The 22,042-nt window shown below is 54.2% G+C and carries 19 protein-coding genes and 2 pseudogenes; 16 read left to right on the top strand and 5 right to left on the bottom strand.

The features are described from left to right. Positions 1-5 precede the first annotated feature (5 nt). The 4 genes from KJW29_RS26550 to hxlB all read left to right on the top strand — a co-directional run bounded on the left by KJW29_RS26550 (position 6) and on the right by hxlB (position 2,989). Complete coding sequence (locus KJW29_RS26550; RefSeq protein WP_214626909.1) at positions 6-665, top strand: AlkZ-related protein; 660 nt, start codon at positions 6-8, stop codon at positions 663-665. Between the two features lie 253 nt (positions 666-918). Then, positions 919-1,269 carry a winged helix-turn-helix transcriptional regulator gene (locus tag KJW29_RS26545; protein ID WP_087568113.1) on the top strand — a complete coding sequence of 117 codons (351 nt, stop codon included), beginning with the start codon at positions 919-921 and terminating at the stop codon, positions 1,267-1,269. A 521-nt stretch (positions 1,270-1,790) separates the two neighbouring features. Next, positions 1,791-2,426, top strand: a complete 636-nt coding sequence (hxlA, locus tag KJW29_RS26540) for a 3-hexulose-6-phosphate synthase (RefSeq protein ID WP_214626908.1) — start codon at positions 1,791-1,793, stop codon at positions 2,424-2,426. A 2-nt stretch (positions 2,427-2,428) separates the two neighbouring features. Further along, a complete protein-coding gene (gene hxlB, locus KJW29_RS26535; protein ID WP_214626907.1) occupies positions 2,429-2,989 on the top strand; it encodes a 6-phospho-3-hexuloisomerase in 561 nt (186 codons plus the stop codon). 89 nt (positions 2,990-3,078) lie between these two features. On the opposite strand, the gene KJW29_RS26530 is transcribed toward hxlB, so the two are convergent. The 3 genes from KJW29_RS26530 to KJW29_RS26520 form a co-directional block, all read right to left on the bottom strand. Further along, positions 3,079-4,098, bottom strand: a complete 1,020-nt coding sequence (locus tag KJW29_RS26530) for a bifunctional glycosyltransferase family 2/GtrA family protein (protein WP_214626906.1) — start codon at positions 4,096-4,098, stop codon at positions 3,079-3,081. Positions 4,099-4,111: 13 nt separating this feature from the next. Next, on the bottom strand, positions 4,112-5,089 hold the full coding sequence (locus KJW29_RS26525; RefSeq protein ID WP_214631337.1) for a phosphodiester glycosidase family protein: 978 nt from the start codon (positions 5,087-5,089) through the stop codon (positions 4,112-4,114). Positions 5,090-5,561: 472 nt separating this feature from the next. Then, positions 5,562-8,696 carry a hybrid sensor histidine kinase/response regulator gene (locus tag KJW29_RS26520; protein ID WP_214626905.1) on the bottom strand — a complete coding sequence of 1,045 codons (3,135 nt, stop codon included), beginning with the start codon at positions 8,694-8,696 and terminating at the stop codon, positions 5,562-5,564. A 114-nt stretch (positions 8,697-8,810) separates the two neighbouring features. Here KJW29_RS26520 and KJW29_RS26515 point away from each other — a divergent pair, with 114 nt between their 5' ends. From KJW29_RS26515 to KJW29_RS26485, 9 genes and pseudogenes are all read left to right on the top strand, one after another. After that, positions 8,811-10,370: an SAM-dependent methyltransferase gene (locus tag KJW29_RS26515; protein ID WP_214626904.1), complete on the top strand. Its 1,560-nt coding sequence runs from the start codon at positions 8,811-8,813 to the stop codon at positions 10,368-10,370. 80 nt (positions 10,371-10,450) lie between these two features. Then, complete coding sequence (locus KJW29_RS26510; RefSeq protein ID WP_214626903.1) at positions 10,451-10,954, top strand: MerR family transcriptional regulator; 504 nt, start codon at positions 10,451-10,453, stop codon at positions 10,952-10,954. Further along, positions 10,954-11,379: pseudogene (locus KJW29_RS36295) on the top strand (SRPBCC family protein); the annotation flags it as partial. The gene KJW29_RS26510 and the pseudogene KJW29_RS36295, both read left to right, overlap by 1 nt. A gap of 63 nt (positions 11,380-11,442) precedes the next feature. Continuing rightward, positions 11,443-11,847: an SRPBCC family protein gene (locus KJW29_RS36290; protein WP_246608900.1), complete on the top strand. Its 405-nt coding sequence runs from the start codon at positions 11,443-11,445 to the stop codon at positions 11,845-11,847. Between the two features lie 196 nt (positions 11,848-12,043). Further along, the gene (locus KJW29_RS26500) at positions 12,044-12,565 is read left to right on the top strand and encodes a C40 family peptidase (RefSeq protein ID WP_214626901.1); all 522 of its coding nucleotides are present in this window, start codon (positions 12,044-12,046) and stop codon (positions 12,563-12,565) included. Between the two features lie 159 nt (positions 12,566-12,724). Continuing rightward, positions 12,725-12,929, top strand: a pseudogene (locus KJW29_RS36955) (transposase zinc-binding domain-containing protein); the annotation flags it as partial. A gap of 111 nt (positions 12,930-13,040) precedes the next feature. Then, positions 13,041-13,406, top strand: coding sequence for an MGMT family protein (locus tag KJW29_RS26495; protein ID WP_214626900.1), 366 nt, complete (start codon positions 13,041-13,043; stop codon positions 13,404-13,406). Positions 13,407-13,436: 30 nt separating this feature from the next. Further along, positions 13,437-14,279, top strand: coding sequence for a sugar phosphate isomerase/epimerase family protein (locus tag KJW29_RS26490; protein ID WP_214626899.1), 843 nt, complete (start codon positions 13,437-13,439; stop codon positions 14,277-14,279). 186 nt (positions 14,280-14,465) lie between these two features. Then, entirely contained in the window at positions 14,466-16,268 is a 1,803-nt protein-coding gene (locus tag KJW29_RS26485) for a CotH kinase family protein (protein ID WP_246608395.1), read from the top strand. Between the two features lie 148 nt (positions 16,269-16,416). Here the strand turns inward: KJW29_RS26485 and KJW29_RS26480 are convergent, their stop codons facing one another. Together KJW29_RS26480 and KJW29_RS26475 are read right to left on the bottom strand one after the other, a co-directional pair. Next, on the bottom strand, positions 16,417-17,520 hold the full coding sequence (locus KJW29_RS26480) for an alpha/beta hydrolase family protein (protein WP_214626898.1): 1,104 nt from the start codon (positions 17,518-17,520) through the stop codon (positions 16,417-16,419). 12 nt (positions 17,521-17,532) lie between these two features. Then, positions 17,533-18,384, bottom strand: coding sequence for a helix-turn-helix transcriptional regulator (locus KJW29_RS26475; RefSeq protein WP_214626897.1), 852 nt, complete (start codon positions 18,382-18,384; stop codon positions 17,533-17,535). Positions 18,385-19,081: 697 nt separating this feature from the next. Between KJW29_RS26475 and KJW29_RS26470 the strand changes: the two genes are divergently transcribed. Genes KJW29_RS26470 through KJW29_RS26460 form a run of 3 tightly spaced genes read left to right on the top strand, consistent with a single transcriptional unit; the run spans position 19,082 to position 22,009 of the window. Then, positions 19,082-19,972 (top strand): MDR/zinc-dependent alcohol dehydrogenase-like family protein, encoded by an 891-nt coding sequence (locus KJW29_RS26470; protein ID WP_214626896.1) that lies wholly within the window; start codon positions 19,082-19,084, stop codon positions 19,970-19,972. A 1-nt stretch (position 19,973) separates the two neighbouring features. Continuing rightward, positions 19,974-20,984, top strand: coding sequence for an alcohol dehydrogenase catalytic domain-containing protein (locus tag KJW29_RS26465; RefSeq protein WP_214626895.1), 1,011 nt, complete (start codon positions 19,974-19,976; stop codon positions 20,982-20,984). 23 nt (positions 20,985-21,007) lie between these two features. Beyond that, positions 21,008-22,009, top strand: a complete 1,002-nt coding sequence (locus tag KJW29_RS26460; RefSeq protein ID WP_214626894.1) for an SGNH/GDSL hydrolase family protein — start codon at positions 21,008-21,010, stop codon at positions 22,007-22,009. The last annotated feature ends 33 nt before the right edge of the window (positions 22,010-22,042 follow it).

Here is a 22,042-nt window from a genome sequence, read left to right as displayed (position 1 = left end):
TAGAAATGATGATAACGGAATATGAGGAATTCGTGCAGCTTGTAAAAAAATATAGGATATTTCCTTTCGCGGAGCTGGCTCCCGAGCATCCGGCGCTGACCGTCGTTACCGAAGGCAGCGCCTGGCACACGGAACAGGCTACCGATCCCTGGCTTTGGCGCATTCGGATCGCGCAGGAAGGCGTGGCCGCATACGGCAGGTTCTTCGGGACGAAGGCCTCGTTTATCGACAGCGCCTTGTATCCCGCGGTCAGGACGATTCTGACCGGCAACCGGTCCGTTCGCGATCTCTTCGAAGCCGGCTCCATGTCGCGGGCCGCCCATCGGATCTACGGGATTTTGAGCGAGCAAGGCAATACGGACTCCCGTCAATTGCGGAAGGAAGCGGAACTCGATGCCAAAGAGGATAAGAAGGAGTACGACAAGGCGCTGAACGAACTTCAAAGCGGCGGCTACATCGTCATTACCGGCTCGGCCAAGCAGAAGGAGAGCTGGAGCAGCATGTGTTATCAGACTTCGGATTCGTGGATACGATCGGTTCTCGGCGATGTCCGGCAGCTGTCGGCGGAAGAAGCGAAGGCAGAGGTGGGCCAAGCGATCGGTCCAGTCTGCTCCGAGAAGGCTTTTGCGTATTTTGCGAAGAAGCTGGGGTTGGCGACGCGATAGGGCAAGAGCAAATCAATCGAAACGGGCAGTTCCGAACGGTCGACTCATCGGCCTGCGGACTGCCCGTTGTTATTCTTATTGCCTAGGGGCGACTTGCCATCGTGTACTTCGCTAGCCTCGGCCTCGGGATCTGTCTGTGGGCTGTTGTGATTGCGGGAAGAGTCGGCTATCATGGAAGGACGATTCTGGCAAACGGGCTGCCTATTGTCGCTTGGCGGCGATAGCGGCGACGAACGGTGGAAGGAGCGACATTATGGGCGATCAGTTGTTTAAGGACTCCGTCGAGACGACGCTAAAGGTGATCGGAGGCAAATGGAAGCTGGTCATATTATGCCATCTGATGGACGGCGCCAGGCGATTCGGCGAATTAAGGCGGGGCATGCCGGACATTACTCAGAAGATGTTGACCCAGCAACTCCGCGAATTGGAGGAAGACGGCATTATTCATCGGGAGGTCTTTATGCAGGTGCCTCCGAAGGTCGAATATTCCTTGACGCCATACGGAGGGACGATGGGGGAGGTGCTTCATCTGCTGGCCGACTGGGGGCTGAAGCATCAAGAACGGGTGGACAAGGAAGCTTCGCCAACCTCGAGCGATCATTGATAAGCAGTGGCTCCTCTAACGACTCGTTAGAGGTCTTGTTCCCATGATAGGCACTGGAGTACTGGTGCTAGTGTGAGCCCTTGGATATTTTTGCAAACGGTAGAACAATTGGGCGAATATACACAATTAAGATGGGTAGGGGCAATCTAATCGTACATTTGTACATATATACACAAATTTTGGTTCAAAGAGGTCCCGAACGAAGATATGAAGCGAGAATTTGTGTATTTTCGTACAATTTGCTGTGCAGGGGTTCCATTTGTTTAAAAAATTGGGGAGAAATGCACAAATGTGCAGAGAGGCCGATTTTCGGCCATGCCATGTACAGCCCCGGCAAAGTCGGAATGCAACGCCCCTCGCCGCCAAAGGTCGGCGTAGCCGTTTCACCTTGATTGACGCTGTTGGTATACAATTGGGAACTACGTCACCGAATAGTGCGTACTGTTCAAGTCTTCCCCGTCGTCATACAATAAGTTCCGTGGTCCCAACTTATTATGATAAACGCGAGGAGTGACTTGTACATGGAATTGCAATTGGCATTGGATCTGGTCGATATTCCGCAGGCCAAGCAACTGGTGAAGGAAGTCGAAGCCTATATAGATATCGTGGAGATCGGCACGCCCGTCGTCATTAACGAGGGGTTGCGCGCGGTGAAGGAAATCAAGGAGGCGTTCCCTCATCTGAGAGTGCTCGCCGATCTGAAGGTCATGGATGCAGCGGGCTATGAAGTGATGAAGGCTTCGGAGGCGGGAGCCGACATCGTGACCGTGCTTGGCGCATCCGAAGATATGACGATCAAGGGCGCCGTCGAAGAAGCGCGCAAGCAAGGCAAACAAATTCTGGTGGACATGATCGCGGTTAAGGATCTCGCGGGCCGTGCCCGGGAAGTGGATGCGCTCGGCGTCGACTACATCTGCGTGCATACGGGATATGATCTCCAAGCCATGGGTCAAAATTCGTTCGCGGATCTGCTCACCATCAAATCCGCCGTTAAACATGCCAAAACGGCGATCGCCGGGGGCATCAAATTAAGCACGCTTCCCGAAGTCATCAAAGCGAACCCGGATCTCGTCATCGTCGGCGGCGGTATTACCGGACAAGCGGATAAGCAGGCAGCCGCGGCGGAGATGCGCCAGCTCATCGAGCAAGGAGCCTAACCGTGGCCTCGAAGAAGGCGTACGCCGTCGATATCATCGAAGAGCTGCGGCTTGCCGCGGCACAGCTCGATGGCGGGCAAGAGGAGGGGCTTGCCGAAGCGATTCTGGCATCGCGACGCGTGTTCTTGGCGGGCGCGGGCCGCTCCGGCTTGATGGCCAAAGCATTCGCGATGCGTCTCATGCATCTGGGCATCGACGCTTACGTCGTGGGAGAGACGATCACTCCGGGAATTTCGGAAGGCGACGTGCTAATTATCGGGTCGGGCTCCGGCGAGACCCGCACTCTCGTCGCCATGGCGGAGAAGGCGAAGCAGCTGCGGGCTTCCGTAGCGGCGCTGACGCTGGCTCCGGATTCCCCGATCGGACGTCTGGCGGACCTGATTGTCAAGCTTCCGGGCGTGTCCAAGGAAAAGCCGGGCGATGATCGCGTCACCAGGCAACCCATGGGCTCGCTGTTCGAGCAGACGTTGCTGATTCAGTTCGACGCGGTGATTTTGCGGCTTATGGAGAAGCTGGCGCAAGGCACCGGAGCGATGTTCAGGCAGCATGCTAATTTGGAATAGACAAAACAGCGGCAATTCAATTCCCGCGCGCACAGAAGAAAGGCGAGACGTCCAAGGGATGTCCTCGCCTTTCTTGCTATATAGGAGCGTTATTTATACACGAACATGCGCTGCGCCCAATAGCTCAGCGCGAACAAGGATACTTCTGTGACAAGCTTGGCTGCTACGAGCGAGATGCCGACATTCTCGTGGAGCAAGTGGAGCATGCCATAGTTAAGGGCGATTATGACCGCGGCCAGAGTATAGTAACGGGGCATGGACTTCCGCATGGCCGCTGCATGGCCTGAGCTACTGGAGAACACAAATCGTCGATTGATGGCATAATTGATCAGAGAGCTGAACACGCGGGCGCCTACCACGGAGAAAAGCAGATTAGCGGTCAGCCACTGCAACAGAAGCAGCAAGGCAAAATCTAGGACGGCAGCGAGACCGGACGATGCGCAGAACCTTAAGAACGGCATGTAGACGCGAACGGAGTCGGCGATCGGGCGGAAGTGCGATGATTTATTTTCATCCAGATAGACGGTGTCGATGGGCATCTCCACTAGCTCGTAGCCTGCGCCTGGTGCTTCCAGAAGCATGTTCATTTCGTATTCGAATCGGTCTCCGGGCAATTGGCATAGCCAGTCCAGCAGATCCGGCGAATATCCTCTCAGGCCGGTCTGCGTGTCCTGGATAGGTTGGCCGGTCGCCAGCTTAAACACCATGCGGGTAGCTGTATTGCCAATGCGGCTGCGCAGCGGGACTTTGCCCGTAAATTGTCTGCTGCCCAGCACGATATGCCCTCGCCGATCGCGGATCGCCGCCGCGACTCTCATTATGTCGCCTGGCAGATGCTGGCCGTCGCTGTCTGCGCAAACGACGGCGTCGCCATCGCCTAGCTGCCTCACATAGTCGAAGCCGGTCTTAAGCGCACTGCCCTTGCCCTGGTTGCTCCGATGTGTCAGCACGGTGCAGCCGACTGCCGATGCGGAGTCAAAGATATTTTTGTATGCCTCGCCGCTGCCGTCGTCCACGATCAGGATATCGTCCTCGCTAACTTGCTTGAGCTTGCGAACAAGGGCGATCAGCCGCTCGTCAGGCTCGTAAGAGGGGATGAGTATGGTCATGATGGCTGCCTCCTTATACGGACTTCGGAATATAGATAATGTCGCTGACGCCGCGTTCATTGCCCTTGCCGAGCGGATCATTGACAACCCTGCCCATAAAGTACATCGTCGAAGAACCCCCGCCATCCAGGTTGTAGGCCTCGACCGCGCCGAGATCTTGGAATAGTTCAGCGAACTCTGTCAACGTCATGCCGCGGCTCTTGGAGCTGCGTCCGTCGACCACGACGAACAGAAAGCGGTTCGGTGCGACCATACCGATGCCTGTACGAGGATTGGCGGCTTGAATGGAGCGGTTGCCGAAGTTTTTGTCGATCTTCACGCTGGAGAAGTCGCCAGCAATCTCTCCTTCCGTCACGAGAGCCGGCCCGAAGGAGAACGTGTCGGTGACCCCCGCCTCCAGCAGTGCGTCAGAAGAGATCGCTTCTTCGGCGTAGGCTTGCAGCGATCCGTCGCTGTATAGCGCCAGACCTTCGCGAGCGGGTTCGTCGCGAAACAAGGTCCCGTTGCGGATAATGACGCCATCGCTACGGAAGCCGTAATAGTCGCCGTTAATCGCGAATATGGCGTTGTTGTTCTCCGCGATCGTCGACGTGTCCTCTATGATGTTGGTGCCGAAGGCGTTCTTGGCGAAGGCGGTGTCGAGATTGGCCTCGTCTTGGAAGGTAACATCCGCCACGTAGTAGGTAATTTTATCCTCGCCGGAGCCGGTCTGCACCTTCTCGATCTGGATGGTCTGAGTCTCGTCTTCGTAGCTCCAGTCATCCCAATGCGCCGTGGTCTGCTTTTCCTCGACATTCGAGAGCTCTGCAGCGTCTGATGTGCTTTCAGTGTCTGAGCCCTGGCTTATGCCCGCGCTCGGGGTCTGCGTACTCGGTTCGACAATGACCTCGAAGTGCTCGATGAGATAGCGATCCGCCAGCCGGTACACGATAAAAGTGACGGTTAAGAGCACGATGGCTATAAAAGTAATGATCATGGCTTGTTTGCTCATACGTATCAAGGCAATCACTCCTCCTGCGGGATACTAGACCCTTATCTTAAAGCGGCGACCTTGAATGAATCTTAAATGGGGGACTGGTGCTGGGCCATGTCATGCACGGAGGTTTTTTCTGCGGAATAGGGTCTCTGGTGTCTGCAAGAAGGCCCCGAGACGCCTTGTTGCCCATATAAGTTCTCTCATGTCCGAAGCGCGCGGTAAACGGAAAGCGGGGGATTGACGGGAGTTGCCAGGTGCCGGTTGGAGATCAGTGGATGCGTGTGTCTAGCGTTGGCCCGTGTCAGGTTACATATAACGGTATAACGGGAAAGAGAGAATCCGCCAGCGGATTCTCCCTTTTTCGATAGCCTATGCTGTGGCCGGCTGCAGCAGCAGCCATGGCTCCTGACACTAAAACTGGCCGTTGCCCGAGATATGGCTATAGCGAGCTATAGAAGCTCGCTAACCCTGGCGCTCGGTCCGCTTATTAACGCTCGGCAAACGGGACGAAAAACGATACGGTTGTGCCTTTCCCGGGCTGGCTTGAGATGGACAAGCCGCGGCCGTACAGCTGCAGCAACCGTCGGTTCGTGTTGGCAAGGCCAATGCCGCCCTGACGATTCATCCCCTTGTTTAACAATCGGAAAGCCGGTTCCTGCTCCATGCCTTTGCCGTCATCCTGCACTTCGATCCAGGCTCCGGCTTCGGTGGATTCGATATAGAGGCGGAGCGTCCCGCCGCTGTCCTGGCTCATAATGCCGTGTTTGACGGCGTTTTCGATCAGCGGCTGGATAGACAAGGGAGGAATGGACAAATGGATGGATTCGTCCACCTCCCATTCGACGATCAAACGATCCCCGAACCGTACCTTCTCGATATACAGATAGGCCTGCACAAGCTCCAACTCGTGTGTTAAATGGACCAGCTCATTCGTATTGATAAAGTTGTAGCTGATGCGCAGGTAAGAGGCGAACATGCTGCCGAGCTCCTGCATCTTGTCCGTGTCGATGGCGCCGAGCGCCATGATGGAATTCAACGCATTCAGCAGGAAATGCGGATGAATCTGGGCCTGCAGATAAGCAGCCTCGATCCGCAGCCGCTCGTTAACGGAGCGCTTTTGCTCGATGAGAGTCCGTATGCGGTATTTCAGCTCCATGCCGTCGACGGGCTTGGTCACATAATCGTTGGCGCCGGCCAGGAAGCCGGCATAGATATCCGCAGGCTGGCTGCTCGCCGTAAGCAGCAAGATGGGCAGCTCGGAGAGACTGTAATGCTCGCGAACGGCTTGAGCCAGCTCATATCCGGACATAACAGGCATCATGACATCGGCAATCAGCAGATCCCATGGTGCGGTTCTAATGTGCTCCAACGCTTCTCCCGCGCTGCTGGCCGTCGTTATCGTGTAAGGCTCCGTTGACAGAATGCCGGCAAGCACGCTGAGATTGACGGGATCGTCGTCCACGGCAATGATACGGATGGTGCCATCGCTCAGCAACGGCGGAAAGTCGGAAGGCGTCTCCGCGCTGCCAGGATCTGGCCTCAATAAGTCGATGCTTTCTTTGGGCGGGGGAGCTGTGATACGATCCCGTTCCAATGAAGCAGCGGCTTCGGGGATGTGGCTGAAATCCCCCTGCGCCGTCTTTAGCGCGAAGCTGAACACGGAACCTTGCCCGAGCACGGAGCGTACGGTCAACTCTCCGCCATGAAGCTCGACGAGCTGCTTGCAGATGCTGAGGCCCAGACCGATGCCCCTTCCATCCTGACGACCGTAAGTACCTTGCTCGTAGGGGAGGAAGATGCGGGATACCGTATCTTCGTCCATGCCGACGCCGGTATCCGCAACGGCGATAACAATTTTGCCGCCGCGATGTTTGGCGGATAACGATATCGTCCCCGACTCGGTATATTTCAACGCGTTATGCAGCAAATTGTACAGCACCTGGACGAGCCTCTGTTCGTCCGCCCAAGCCGGGGGCAAGGACTCGGGCATATCGATCGTAATCGTGACGGGCCTGCCTCGCGTCAAGTACCGCAGCATGCCGACGACGCCAGGCGCGATCGATTGTATGGGGACAGCCCGTTGTTGCAGCATGATGCGGTGCTCTTGCAGCCGGACGACGTCGAGCAGATCGCCAAGCGTATGAGACATTCGCTTGCTAATCGTGACGAGCAGCTCCATATCCCTCAGACTGTTTTCATCAAGCTTCTCCCTCTCCTTCGCGACAACGGTCTCCGCAATATTGATAATGCCATGCAACGGCGTTCGGAGCTCATGCGAAGTATTGGCAAGGAACTGGTCCTTGAGTTTGTCCGCAATCCGAAATTGTTCGTTGAGCATGGCGTTGTTCCTGGCATGACGGAAGTACTTCTTGAACCAATAAGCCGAGAAGCCGATCATCGTAGCCAGTATATCGAGAGGATAATAGACCGTCGTCACATCGTAGTTGGATTCCATTATACTCCAGGTTAGATTGGAGGTAATGCCGGCTGCGGTCAGCAGCAAAAAGACGACGTCGCGGTCTCCCCCTTTCTGGAACAAGAGCTTGCCTGTCGTAAAGAGGAACCAGAAGAAGGAGAAGAGATACAAGCCCATAAAACCATACAGATCGTGGAAGCCATATGTCCACGAAGCCGGACCCGCAAGCAGGACGCAGGTGACGGCGGCGAGCAAAGCGACATAACCTCGCAGCAATGAGCGCCCGGCGGGGGCGGGGACGTACCTTCGGAATACGAGCAAAATAAACACATTCTGCCAAAGCAGTGAAATAATTCGAAGCTTGAAGCCCAAGGCATAGTCGATCGGCAGCCAGAGAAGCATAAGGTTGTCCTGCCCGGTCGTAATGGCAATCGCAACTGTCATCGTCAGCATCCCCAGCGAAAGCAAGGTGCGTTCCTTCCGGTTAAAGGCGTATAAAATAAAACCGAGGGTGCCGTACAGCACCAGGACGACGAATGTGACAAGCTGGAAGCCGATAGAGTACCAGCGGATCATGTCGACCGCTGCGGCGGAGCCGAATCGAATGGAGCGGGTAATGCCCCCGTTAAACGGCTCGTCATAGTTGGCGATTCGAATCAAGATATTCAGCTCGGTCGCACCGGTGGTGTAGTAGGAAGCCGTATAAGAAATGCTCCTCGGCTCGTAATCGTTTTTGCTTGTAGCAACAGTGCCTATCGGCCCCTCGGAGAAGCCGTTGATCTCGACCTCGGAAGCTGCCTGAACGTTCTTTAGCCACATGGTAATGGGGCGGTTCAAGGGATCGATCAGCACGCGCAGGCGATAGGTTCCATAGCCGTAAGAGGTGCCGGAATCCGCCCCCAAAGCGTCCTTCCAGTCTCCAGGCACCTGAACCATGACGGAGGAATGCTCCTCGTTCCCGCTCGCAAAGTCTTCATGGCTAAGTAATTGATGGGGATAGAATTCCCACTCGCCGTTTAAAAAGAAAGCGGGAGAGTCGGACAAATCGATGCCGCGCATGTCGAGCTGCCCGTCGACGACGGTGTGGGGCAGATCTTCGGTATGGAACAGCTCGGACCAGGCCCATCGAAGTCCGATGAGCGCGCTGAACAGGATAGCTAATATAATCATATATTTGAAGGTTGTTGTTGGTCGTATTTTCATCATCTCTCGTTATTCGACATGAATCGCGTATTGTCCTGTAAAGAGATATTCGTGCTGGAGGGCAAAAAAAGGTATGATGACAACATAAAACCATAAGAGAGCGGGGACAACATAGTTATGAGCGTTACGAACGAACGGAGATACCGGTTCAGCGAGGCGCCGATCTGGGAGATTCAGCGGCAATATTACGAAGAGGCGGGAATGACGGCTTGGCATAACGACCAGGTTCCTCAATACATAACCAGCAATCCGATGATCGGCGGCGCTTATGCGGAGATGATCTTCGGTCTGCTGATGGATCGGGCAGCGCAGGGCCTCGCAGAAGAGCCCGTATGCATCGTGGAGGTGGGCGCAGGCGTGGGTAGGCTTGCTTGCCATGTGCTGCACGAGCTGCGATCGCTTATTCAATATGCGGATATCCCGCTGCCGCCATTTCGCTACTGGATGACGGATCTGGCGATGAGCAACGTGCTTGCGTGGAAGGAACATCCTGCCTTGCAACCGTTTCTGGAGGACGGCACGCTCGATGTGGCCCGGTTCGATGCTGTCCAGGACACGGAGCTTCATTTGCTGGTGTCCGGTGAGAGAATTGTCGCCGGCGCATTGAAGCAGCCCCTTGTCATCGTGGCGAATTACTTCTTCGATGGCATCCCTCAGGAACTGCTCTATATGGGAGACGGCCGCGTATACGAGACCGACGTGTTTATCCGTTCTGCCCAGCGTGGGGAAAACGAGGGAGAAGAAGCGGCGGCGAAGCTCGACCGGCTGTCGCTGCGCTACGAGCATCGTCCGGCGCCGGAATACGAGCAGGAGGACTATACTTATCGCGACTTAATCGCCTTCTACCAGGAGGAATTGGACGAGTCCCATCTGCTGTTCCCATCCTCGGGCTTTACTTGTCTGGAGCGATTACACGCATTGTCCACCGCAGGGTCTGCATTAATCACGGCCGATAAGGGCGACCATAAAATCGACAATTGGAGGAACGCTCCGCCTCCGGAGCTGATCCGTCATGGCGGGTTCTCTTTTACGGCCAATTATCACGCGTTTCAATACGTGTTCGAGCGGCAAGGAGCGCTTGCGTTATTTCCTCCGCAGCATTACAAGAATATTAACGTAGGCTGCATTCTCCGTCTGGATCGGCCGAAGGCTTACGTCCAAACTCGCCTAGCGTACCGTCGCGTTGTCGAGCGGTTCGGGCCGGACGAATTTTATAGTCTAAAGGAATGGCTGGACGGCCACTTGGATACGATGGGCCTTCAGCAATTTCTTGGCTTCTGGAGGCTTGGCGGCTACGACGCGGAGTTTTTCGCTCAGAGCGCGAGACGGATCTCCGAGCTGCTGCCGGATGCGTATGAGGATGAGCTGGACGATATAACAAGGGGGATCGAGCTGATGTGGTCCTCTTATTATGTCATGGAGCAGAAATATGATCTGGCGCTGGATGCCGGTCTGATTTTGTTCGAGATGGATCGCTACAAAGAAGCGAAAACATTTCTTGAGGCTTCTGTCGAGGCCGAGAAGGACGAGGTTGTCTCGACTGTCTATTATTGTCTGGCGATTTGCTGCTTCGAGCAGGAGCAGGAAGAGGAAGCCGTGCGTTATTTGAAGCTGTTGCTGGAGCTGGAGCCGGATCACGAGGAAGCATCGGCGTTGCTTCAAGAATTCGAAAAATAGAGGCTTGCACCTTACGTAACGTAAGGTTTTATAATAGGGTTACCGGCAGCAAGCCGGCGACGGCGAGTGGGGATGAAGTCATGAAGAAGCAGTGGAAGGTTGGCGATCTGGCCAAGCTGACGGGGTTGACTGTGCGTACGCTGCGATTCTACGACGGGATCGGACTGTTTTCTCCATCCTCGCAGACAGATTCGGGCCATAGGCTGTACAGTGAGGAGGACGTGACGCGTCTCTACCAGATTGTATCGCTGAAGGAGCTCGGCCTGTCGCTGGAGGAAGTGAAGGCGGCGATGTCCGGCAGCGGCATGCGGCCCCTGGACGTGGTGAATCTGCAAATGAATCGGGTGCAAGAAGACATCCGGCGGCAGGAGAAGATGCTTGGCCAGCTCCGCTACGTGGCGAAGCTGCTGCAAGGCAAGAAGCAGGTATCGGCCGATGAATTCACCGGCTTGCTGCAGACGATGAAGGCGGAGTATGACAAACCGATCATCGATCGGCAGAACAAATGGGAGGGGCAGCTGAATCTGTTGGGCGCATTGCTGGCCCGGAGGGGCGGAATGCCTGGCTCTAAGGAGGAATCGTAATGAGCGAACGTTTTGTCAAGCATGGCACTTTTGTAGTTGAACGGACTTACCCCGCGACGCGGGAAAGGGTGTACCAGGCATGGGCCGACCTGGATGCTAAAGTGAAGTGGTTCTCGAAGCCGGATATTTTCGAATTCCGCATCGGTGGACGAGAGTATAGCAGCGGCGAAATAGCGGAGGGCGGACCTCTCTTCGTGTACGACGCTGTCTATCAGGATATTGTGCCGAACGAGCGGATTATCTATACCTACATCATGGACATGGGCGGCGTTCGCATCTCGGCCTCCATTACCACGATCGAGCTGCTGGATGTCGAAGAGGGCACAAGGCTGATATTCACGGAGCAAGGCGCGTTCCTCGACGGGCATGATACGGTGGAGATTCGGGAGCATGGCACGGGCGAGCTGCTGGATGCGCTTGGGCGTTCGTTGACGGAGCCTGCTGCAGCGGATGACGGTCTCGAATTAATAACATCGCGGATCTATGATGTGCCTCGCGAGCTGGCATTCGCGGCATGGACGACGCCCGACCAACTGGCCGAGTGGTGGGGACCCGAAGGGTTTACCAACACGTTCCACGAAATCGACTATAGTCCCGGCGGCGTATGGCGTCTCACTATGCACGGACCCGATGGGAAGGACTACCCTAACCGGATTACGTTCATCGAAATTGCGCCGAACGAGCGGATCGTGCTGGAGCATGCCGAGGCGCCTGCGTTCCGTGTCACGGCCTTGTTCGAGGAAGCGGAAGGCGGCACTCGGGTAACGTTTCGTCAATGCTTCCGGCATGCGGAAGAGCTTGAGCCCATCCGGGTTATGTGCGAGGAAAGCAACGAGCAGAACCTGGATCGTCTGGGCAGGGTACTGGAGAATGCCAAGCGACTTAGCTTGTAATTTCAGGGCGGATTGATTGCGTGAAAAAGTGTTAAAAGCAGAGACTGATTCTATCGGTCTCTTTTTCTTCGTTGGAAATAATCACCCGCATGGGCAAGTATTGTCTAATGAGAAAGCACTAAGAAACCACTTGTGCCCAATTAGACATGCTATACTCCGGATGTAGCAAATCAGACATCAGGAGGTATATCATCCTATGACAAACAAAAACCACTGGCTCAAGAAGACGGTTATCGCAACGGCAGTATGCGCAACTCTCGTGTCGGGTCACGCGGCCTTCGGCACTTCCCATATCGGACAAGCTGAGGCGGCCACAGTTTCGGCAACTACGGCTTCGGCCAAGGCAGACGGCATTATCGCAGCTGCCAAGTCGCTGCAAGGCAAAGTCAAGTACAAGTACGGTGTTAATAATCCAAGCAAGCTCTACTTCGACTGCTCCTCGTTCACCAAGTACGTGTTCGGCAAATACGGCGTAAGTCTCAAGTGGGGAACGGCTTCCCAGAAGTATGCGGGCAAATACGTATCCAAGAGCAATCTGCAAAAGGGCGATCTGATCTTCTTCAATAACGGCAAGTCGTCCGCGGTCAGCCATGTCGGCATCTACATCGGCAATGGACAATTCATTCACAACACGATCAGCAGCACCTTCAACGGCGTTCGCATTAATAAGCTGAGCGATTACTCGAATCGTTATTCCACGGCAAGAAGAGTCCTGTAGTCTTACCCGTCATATCCATGAGCATGCATCAAATAGACAAGAATTGAAGCCCTTGCGGCCGGCTATCCGGTTGTAAGGGTTTTCTCGTTTTCTCAACATTATAAAATTTTCGAGGCGGGATGTCTTCCGCCTTGTTTTTGTTTTTGGTATGGTAAAAGTATGGAACCTAACATTTTGAAACTTCTTTGATGAACAAGGGCATAGGATCGATTCGAAGAAAGCATATAGGGTAGTTACGCCCCAATGTCTTGAAAAAAGTCGTGAAATTCCGGAATTGCGGAACGTAGCCAATGGGTTTAAGCTGTTGGTGTGCGAAGGATGCCACGACCTGAGGCTTTTTCCGTATCGCTGCAAAGGAAGATTCTGAAGGCACCGATCTAAAGCTCGCCGACTGTCTGCTTTTCAAGATTTAAGTCGGCGGCACCGATCTAAAGCATTCGAAAACCGAAAGAAGAAGATCAGGGGGAGGGGAACCATGCAGCCTTTCACGAAAGCCGTTATCGACGTCATTAAAAGCATACCGGAAGGACGCGTGATGACATATGGCCAGATCGCGGAGCAAGCCGGCAGTGCCAGAGGAGCGCGGCAGGTCGTGCGAATCCTGCACAGCATGAGCTCGGCGCATGGACTGCCTTGGCATCGGGTCGTCAACGCGAAGGGAGAAATCGCGGTGCAGGACGACGAAGCGCGTTTTCAACAGGAGCTTTACCTCAGTGAAGAAGGCATCGAGGTGGAGCGGGGAGGACGGATCGACTTGAATCGTTACCGTCATTGGCCGGAAGAAGGATTTAAAAAGGGATTTTCTGCAGCTGCCGAGGACATGCGGGACAAGGATGAATAAACACACAAGAAGGATATGGAGGGGAAAAGGATGTCGGTAGGCATATTAGCTCATTTGTTAGGCAGGCAGCCGTTTCAGGAACTCGCGGCCAAGGTAGCCGCAACGGACTGCTCGTATGTCCAGCTCGCTCTCAGCAAGGCGATTTCGGACATCGAGTTTCCGCTTGGGGCGCTGAGTCCGGGACTTGCCAATGAAGTCGGGGGCGCGTTCGCGAAGCATGGCGTCGGAATCGCCGTGCTGGGCTGTTACGCAAGTCTGATCGACCTGGATGACGAGACTTACCGGTACAATGTGAATCGCTTTAAGGAGCATCTGCGCCATGCGCGCCACTTCGGAGCGCCGATCGTCGCAACAGAAGTGGGAACGCCGCAGGATGCCGCGCTTATCCCGCTATATCGCGAACGGCTGGATCGCGCCCTGGACGAGCTGGTGGAGGAAGCCGAGCGCTGGGGAGTCACGATCGGACTGGAAGCGGCGCAAGGCCATCTGATCGATTCTTCGGAGACGCTTGCTGCTGCGATCGAGCGATTTCCATCGTCATGCGTAGGCGTCGTGCTGGATCCTTGCAACCTGATGAACGGCGGCAACTTCGAGCGGCAGGAGGATATCGTGCGCGAGGCGTTCCGATTGCTGGGCCCCCGGATCGTCAGCGCCCATGCAAAGGATTGTGTTCGTTCCGAGGACGGGAACAGGCTGCAGGGGACGGCCGCAGGCCTCGGCGAGCTGCAATATCCATTGTTCTGGGAGCTGCTTGAGCGTTACAAGCCTCATGGCTTCGTTACGCTGGAAGACGTAAATGAGGCGCAGTTGCCGGCCGCGGCCCGGTTTGTAGTGGAAGGACGACGCGCCGCGCAGGTTCGACTCTCTCAATGAGGGATGGCGACGGCACATAGATAACAACGAAGACTCCGATGCGCTTGTGGTCAGCGCCGGAGTTTTTTTCTATTTGGAAATGCTCAAACGTCTGCCGTAATTAGTACTGACGGTTCAGATTCATTTAAGAATAGGGGGTTACGATGGGGCTATGACCAAATAAGTGTGGAAAGAGGGCGATCGCAAATGCAACGATGGGGTGGAGCGAATAAGCTCATGGCGGCTTTTTTGTGCTTGGCCATGCTGGCGGCATGCAGCTTCGGAGGAAACCGCCAATCGGGTACGGCATCGGCGGCGGGTTATGCCGCGGAGATGGAAAAGACGGAGGTGATGTCGATCTCTATTGAGGCGGACGAGACAGAGTGGCAGGGAATGCTGGATACGGCCACGGAGGAGCATTATATTTCGGCGAATATTACAATCAACGGATCCACGATCGAGAATGTTGGAATCCGCCCGAAGGGCAACTCCAGCTTAAAGCAAGTGGCGGGCGACGATACGACGGATCGCTACAGTTTCAAGATCAAGTTCGACGAATACGTCAAGGATCAGACCTGGATGGGTCTCGACAAGCTGGTCGTCAATAATATGATTACGGACAACAGCTACATGAAGGAGTATCTCAGTTACGACATTATGAGCTATATCGGCGTGGACGCCCCCTTGTTTGCCTTCGCCGACATACAGGTGAACGGCCAGGCGTGGGGCTTCTATCTCGCCGTCGAAGACATCGACAGCGGTTATCTTGCCCGCGCCAAGGGAGACGAGGGCGAACTGTACAAGCCGAACAACGACGACGGCGGCATGGGCGGCGGGATGGGCATGCCGGGCGGCAACTGGCCCACTGGCGAAGGAATGGGCATGCCGGGAGGTAACAGGCCCGTGGACGACGGAACGGCTATGGCCGGCGGAGAAGCTGGCAGCGGAGAAACAGCCGATGAGGCAACAGGAGCTCAGGGGCAGCTGGCTCCGGGCACCGGCGGAGCAAATGGAGCGCCTCCGCAAGGAGGGTTCGGCGGCATGGGCGGTGGCCACCGCGGCGGTGGCGGCGGTATGAACGGGGGAGGCAACGGCGTCTCGCTGGCGTATACCGACGACGAGATCGCCAGCTACTCCGCGATCTTCGACAACGCGGAGACAAAGACGACGGAGGAGGACCATAAGCGTGTCATTGAAGCGCTGAAAAATTTAAGCAGCGGTACGGACTTGGAGAAGTACGTGGACGTTGACGCCATTCTGCGATATTTTGCGGCTCATACGGTTGTCGTCAATATGGACAGCTATACGTCCAACATGGCACACAACTACTACCTTTACGAAAATAACGGACAGATCAGCATGCTGCCATGGGATTACAACATGGCGTTCGGCGGCTTTATGGGAGGCTCGGCTTCGGATGTGGTCAACCAGCCCATCGACACGCCGGTGACCGGCGTAACGCTTGAGGAGCGTCCTATCCTCGGCAAGCTGCTGGAAGTGGAGGCGTATAAGGCAAAATATCATGAATACTTGCAGGAGATCGTCGACGGCTATTTCGCGGACGGCAAGTTCGAGCAAAAAGTGCAGAGCTTGAACGAGCTGATCGCGGAGCGCGTGAAGGCGGATCCTAGCGCATTTAACACGTATCAAGAGTATGAAACGGCTGTGGCGGAGCTGACCAAGCTTGGCACGCTGCGTGCCGAGAGCATACAGGGTCAGCTGGATGGCGACATCCCGTCGACGTCGGAAGGGCAGCAGACTGCGCCGGACCGTCTCGTCGATGCGTCTTCGGTCGATCTTTCGAAGCTGGGCGAAAACGGTCCGGGCGGCCGCGGCGGAATGGGAGGCATGGGATTCGGCGGATTTGACGGCGGTCAGGGCTTTGGTGGTCAAGGCGGCCCCGTAGACCGGATGCCAGGCAACTCGGGAGCGCGCGGGCAAACGGCCCCGACTGACGGGCAGACAGGGGCGCAGACCGATGGGCAGACAGGGGGGCAGACTGATGAGTAGACAGCGGCCCCGACCGATGAGCAGACAGGGGCGCAGGGACATGCAGTCCCGTCTGGTGTGGCGGAGCAATAAAACGTGTTAGGAAACACAATAAAGCCTCCCGGATGCCGACGGGCATTCCAGGAGGCTTGCTTTACCTATTTTGTTGTTAATCCTGTTCAGGAAAATGCGCAATTCCTGAATCTCCTTTAAGCACGTTACAGAAGCTTTCAATCCCATCGTTCGCTAAATTCAATTCATGTTCCCCTTCAAAAGCTTTTGCATAAAACCGATGCGCAATGTTCAACTTCTGATAAAGCGCGGCAATCTTATCGATTTCCGGCTGGGCATGCGCATACTGAAAAAGCTCGTCCCGGATGCCGACTTCCAAATATAAATGCCGCGGAGCGATCAGCGCGCCTATCTCGGCATCCAGAAATCGGTTTCCCGCATTAAACCAAGTGAAGTCGGGCCAATCAATAACAAATCGATTATTGATAAAGCAGGACGAATAGGCCGCCTTTATTCTAGTATCGAGCGCGGCGGTATACAGGGTATAAAAACCGCCGTAAGATAATCCGATCATCCCGATTTTGGAACGATCGATATCCGGCCGGGAAGTTAAGTAATCGAGCGCCCTTTGGATTTTAAATATTTCAACCGCGGTAATGGAACTTCCCAAATGCTTGAGTTGATTATCGTATACGTTTCGCTGATGCTCAGGGCCGTAGGTATCGTTCCAAAGGATTAATTGCGGCGCGAAAACAGCCACTCCTTGCTCCAATACCCTGCGTGTCATATCGTTATAATTATTATCGCCATAAAATCCCGAGCAGAGCTCGGGCGTACCCCCTCCGCCATGTTGAGAGATGGCAAGAGGATACGGCCCCGGCGTATGCGGAAGGAACAAGATGCCATACGTCGTTAAACCGAAACCAGCCTCGACTTCGACACGATAAATACTTCCCAGCGCATCTTTGGACACGTATATTACATTCGCTTCAGGAACCCCTTTAATGTCGGGGTGCGTATGGAAATCAGCCGCATACTCCTCGCCTAAAGGCCATCCTAACATATTTTTTACCTGCGCTCGCATTCGTCTAGCATCTTGCTCATATGCAGCTACGCTTGCGGTGCTTGGTTGAAAAAAAACAGCGCGTTTCGCAGCCGAATCGTTGCGCATCCGTTCAATCAATGCTTCAAACTCATCTTTTTGTTTTTTACGGTATCCATAGCCTTCAGATACTTGTTCGGTATAACGTTCCTGATCCATCTAAAACCCTCCTCAGTTTGATTTTCCTTTCGGTCCTTTCAGATGCTTGCGCCATTCCGCCGGGCTTTGCCCGTAGTGGGCTTTAAATATCCGGGAAAAGTAATGAACGCTGGCAAATCCCGTATCTTGGGCGATAGCGCTAATCGGCAGATCGCTTCCGGACAAGTAGCTGGCAGCCGCCTTCAAACGAAGGTCCCGAAGATACTCGAACGGCGTCATCTGCATATGTTTCTTAAATAGCCGCACGAGATAAGAGGGGTCCAGGGCGACGACTTCCGCAAGAGCTTCCAGCGTAACGTTTTCTTTATACCGCCAATCCATGTAATCAATCAGCAAATCAACCGCGGCGCGCGACTTGTGCTTCACCTTGCGTTCTTCGCCAGCCGATTTCTCCGGATCCTCGATCATATGGGCGATAAGCTTGTACGTCTTGCGAATCTCCAGCAAGCATACATCCCCGAGATTCGAATCTTGTCCGGCCAGGCCCGTCGATTGGAGATGATAGACAAAATCGAGGGTTTGAAGGATCGAAGATGCGAGCATTGTTTTGGAATAGATGCCTTTATGGGCCTGCATGAAATTCCACTCATCCACTTGTTGGTCGGTGAACGGGAACTCCTCGATCTCATCAAGCTCCAGAAAACGGAATTTCGCTTCCGCTTGCAGGCTCTCCAGCTCATGCGGCGTGGAGGCAGCCAAGATAAACACGGCCGGCGCATCCGCTTCGCATATATTCGCTCTCCACATAAACCTTACTTTTCCTTCGGTAATATAGAGAATTTCATAACTGGACGGGTGCATCCCCCCGCCAGGAAGCTCCGCCGACCTGGATAAGGTTCCCGCCCCGCAATTTCTAATTTTCAACAAGATCACTCCTTCCGAAAACAATGTCAATATTGTTCAAATGGTTTATCGATAAAAATCCGGATAACCACTGAGTATAAAGATAATATCAAAACATTAAAAGGGCAATAATGTGATTTTTTTTGTCTTACCCTAGTATACAGCCAATCCGTTTATTAGCAAACACAATAAAGCATCCCGGATGCCCCCATAATTCCAAGCGAAAAGCTGCTCGAATGGTGCAAATAGGGTCGCGTGTGTCCGTTAGATTTTAGAAACATCATTTATTCGTAGAATAGCGACGCTCCTGTCCCTTAGAAGGACAACCTTGCACATCTGAGCGATCGAATCTCTCGGAATGAGACGAGCCGTGCCGCCAAGATCTGCCGGCGAACATGGTCCATGAAACTGGAGGATTGGCATGCCAACTTTTGCGGAAAGGAGATGCGGAGGCGAAAAGTTGAATTAATAGATGTCAATAATGTACAAATGAAATTCGGATAAATCTCTATCTGGCACCGAAATTAAAGGAGATTATTTAATTGAATAGGAGTATATCCTGCAAATACTTATTACCTGTTCTATTGTACACTAGACCCATACAGCATCATATTCTGCAAATGAAAGAGAGCTGATTTCAATTAAAGCGCTACAGATAACGGGAAAGAATGCGTTCGAAATTATAACGATTCCATCGGAAGTTCCGCAAGACGATCAAGTGACAGTGCGTATAGAGATCGTGTCCACCTGCCCGCGATGGGATATGAATATGATGGGCGGCAAGGATATGTTTGATGCGACCAAGGAACCGGACTATCCTTTGCTGCCAGGATTCCCCGGGCATGAGATGGCAGGAACCGTTGTTGCGGTTGGCAGCAAGGTGACGTCGCTTAAGGTTGGGGACCGAGTGGCGGCATTGGAGCATCTGCTAGGCAACGGCGCCTATGCGGAGTACTTGAATTACCGCACTCATGAGTTGATTAAACTTCCCGATGAAGTGAGTTGGAAACAAGCCGTTTCCTTTGAATTGCTTAAGTGCGTATTGATCGGACTGCTGCAATTTGGCGATATATCCGGCAAATCGATGCTCGTATCCGGACTGGGTCCTGCCGGTATGCTTGCGATGCAGGCCGCCCGTTTAATGGGGGCTTCGAGAGTTGTCGCCGTCGATATCAACCGCGATCGAATCGCGTATGTAAATGCACTCGGAATCGGATTGGCAAAACACTTGGACGATCTGGAGGATGAGCGTTTTGACCTCGGCTACGATTGCGTAGGGGCTGCGCCTTCCGTGCAGGCTCTGTTAGAAAAAACAGACTCGCATGTGGTCATCTTTGGCGTCCTCAAGGGCGAAATCCGATATGGCGATCATCTCTGGTTAAAGGGGATGAAGCTGGAATCCTATCGATACCGGAAATTCGGGGAAAGCGATCAGGAGCTGCTCCTTGACCTTGTCATCCATAAAGGATTAAACACGGAATGCCTGCAAACGCACCACATTCCTCTATACCGATACCAAGAAACCGTCGAGCTGCTGCAAAAACAAGAGGCGATCAAAGTTTACGCATACCCTCCTGTCGATTTCGCCGCCTCTGCGAAGGAGGGATAACATGCGAGCCGAAGCCGTCGTCTTTACAGGCGTAAGACAGGTTTGTTATATGGAAGTTGATGTTCCCGAGCCGGGACCCGAGGATGTCGTCATCGACCTCGAATATTCCTGGATCAGCAACGGCACGGAATCCTCCTTCCTGTACGGGGAGAGAATTTCCGGAGAACAAGTCACACGGCCGGGGGATGTGCTGCCGTTCCCCCAAGTGGCCGGTTATCAGAAGGTTGGCATCATTAGAAGCGTCGGCGAACAAGTAACGGACCTGGTGCCCGGGGATCGGGTGTTTGCTTCGATCAGCAGGGTAAACGGAATGAAGTTTGACTCCGGCGGCCACATCAATCCTTCTGTCACCCACGCCAGCCAAGTTTGGAAGCTGCCAGCAAATGCTGAGCCTATCGCATACAGCGGGGCGGTTCTCACCCAAGTCGGATACAATTGCGGCACGCGTCCCGCAGTGACGCCTGGCGATATCGCCGTCGTCATCGGAGACGGGATGGTTGGTCAATGGGCCGCGCAGACGCTCGCTCATAGGGGAGCCAACGTGACCGTTCTGGGCAGGCATGACCAAAGATTGGCGTTGCTGCCTTCGTCGATTGGCTCCTTCAATTTGAAACGGCAGGCTCTGGCGGATTGGATCGGCGATCGTACGGATATTGCTGTAGTCGTCGACACGGTCGGCGCCATGGATACATTTCGCGAGCTGAAACCCGCGATGAAGCTGAATAGTCATCTTGTATCGGCCGGTTTCCTCGGAACCGAGGGGATGGTCGATATCCAGGAACTGCGGGCGCAGGAGATCACGCTGCACAGCCCCTCCGGGTGGACAAAACAGCGGATGGACGATACGATAATCGGGATACGCGATGGCTGGCTGCAAACGCTGCCTCTTATCACCCACAGGATAAAGGCGGAAGACGCGGAACAAGCCTGGAACATCATCATGGGCAAATCCGATTTTTTTCTGGGCATCGTGCTCGAATGGTCGAAGGGGAAGGAATCGGGAGAGGCCTGATCAATGAGGAGTGAAGTCGTTAGATGACAAACAAACAACTAGCGGAAACATTCGTATTTATGAAAGAAGAAGCCTTGCCCCTCAGGTACAAACCGCTGGCCGGCGAGTCTACCGCTATGCGAAACCGTTCGAGAAAGGATCTCGCGGATACGATTCATTACGAGGAAGGCAAGGACTATATTGTCGACTATGAGGAAGGCACGATTCGCCGCGCGAACGGCAGCCGTATTCCCGATGGTTCCCTTCATCCGATGTATGGGGTAAGCGAGTTCGATCACAATCGATACTCCGATTTCAGCAATCAGGCATACACCGTCTACTTGGATTACTCTACGGAGTCCGTGACGGAGGACCGCAGCCTGACGACCGAGGATATCGAGCGTTCGGGCTTGTTGAGGCGGTTGGTCGGCAAGCTGGAAGCGGGAGAAGAAGCCGTCTACGTCGTCTACGGGGACAGCATCAGCACGGGTGGAGAAGCCAGCGAAGAAGGTTTGGCGTACTTCGGCAGAATTAGGGACACACTGCTAAGCTTATATAAAGAAGGCCGTATTCGGATTGTAAACAAAGCAATCGGCGGCGAGGATACAAGCGGCGGCGTAAGACGAGTGGCTAGCGACGTCGTTCCTCTCAACGCGGATTTGGTCTCTATTGGTTACGGCATGAACGATCAGAACAAGCAGGCAGACGGCCATACGACGACTCTTGAAGATTTCGAGAAGAACCTTCGATTTATGATCGATACGATCCGCAATGCCGGCGATAGCGATATCCTTCTCGTTACGCCATGCGAGCCCAATCCGAATTGGCAGCATACGAGCGGCAAAACCGCTCTGTATGCCGACGTCATTCGCCGCTTGGGCGACGAATACGGCATCGGAGTGTTAGACGCACATGCCACCTGGGCAGCTGAGCTTGCCGCCGGCAAGACGCATGAGAGCCTGCTGCTCAACAACATCAACCATCCGAACGATTACGGCCATTGGATCTACAGCAAAGCTCTCTCTCCGATGCTGAAAAAGCGATAGGGGATCGGCATAAGTTACAGCCTCTCCCATGTA

This window comes from Paenibacillus agaridevorans (assembly GCF_018604145.1).
Classification (GTDB): Bacteria; Bacillota; Bacilli; order Paenibacillales; family Paenibacillaceae; genus Pristimantibacillus; species Pristimantibacillus agaridevorans.
Note: the sequence above shows the minus strand (reverse complement) of the source record. Positions and strands in the feature narration are given on the sequence as shown.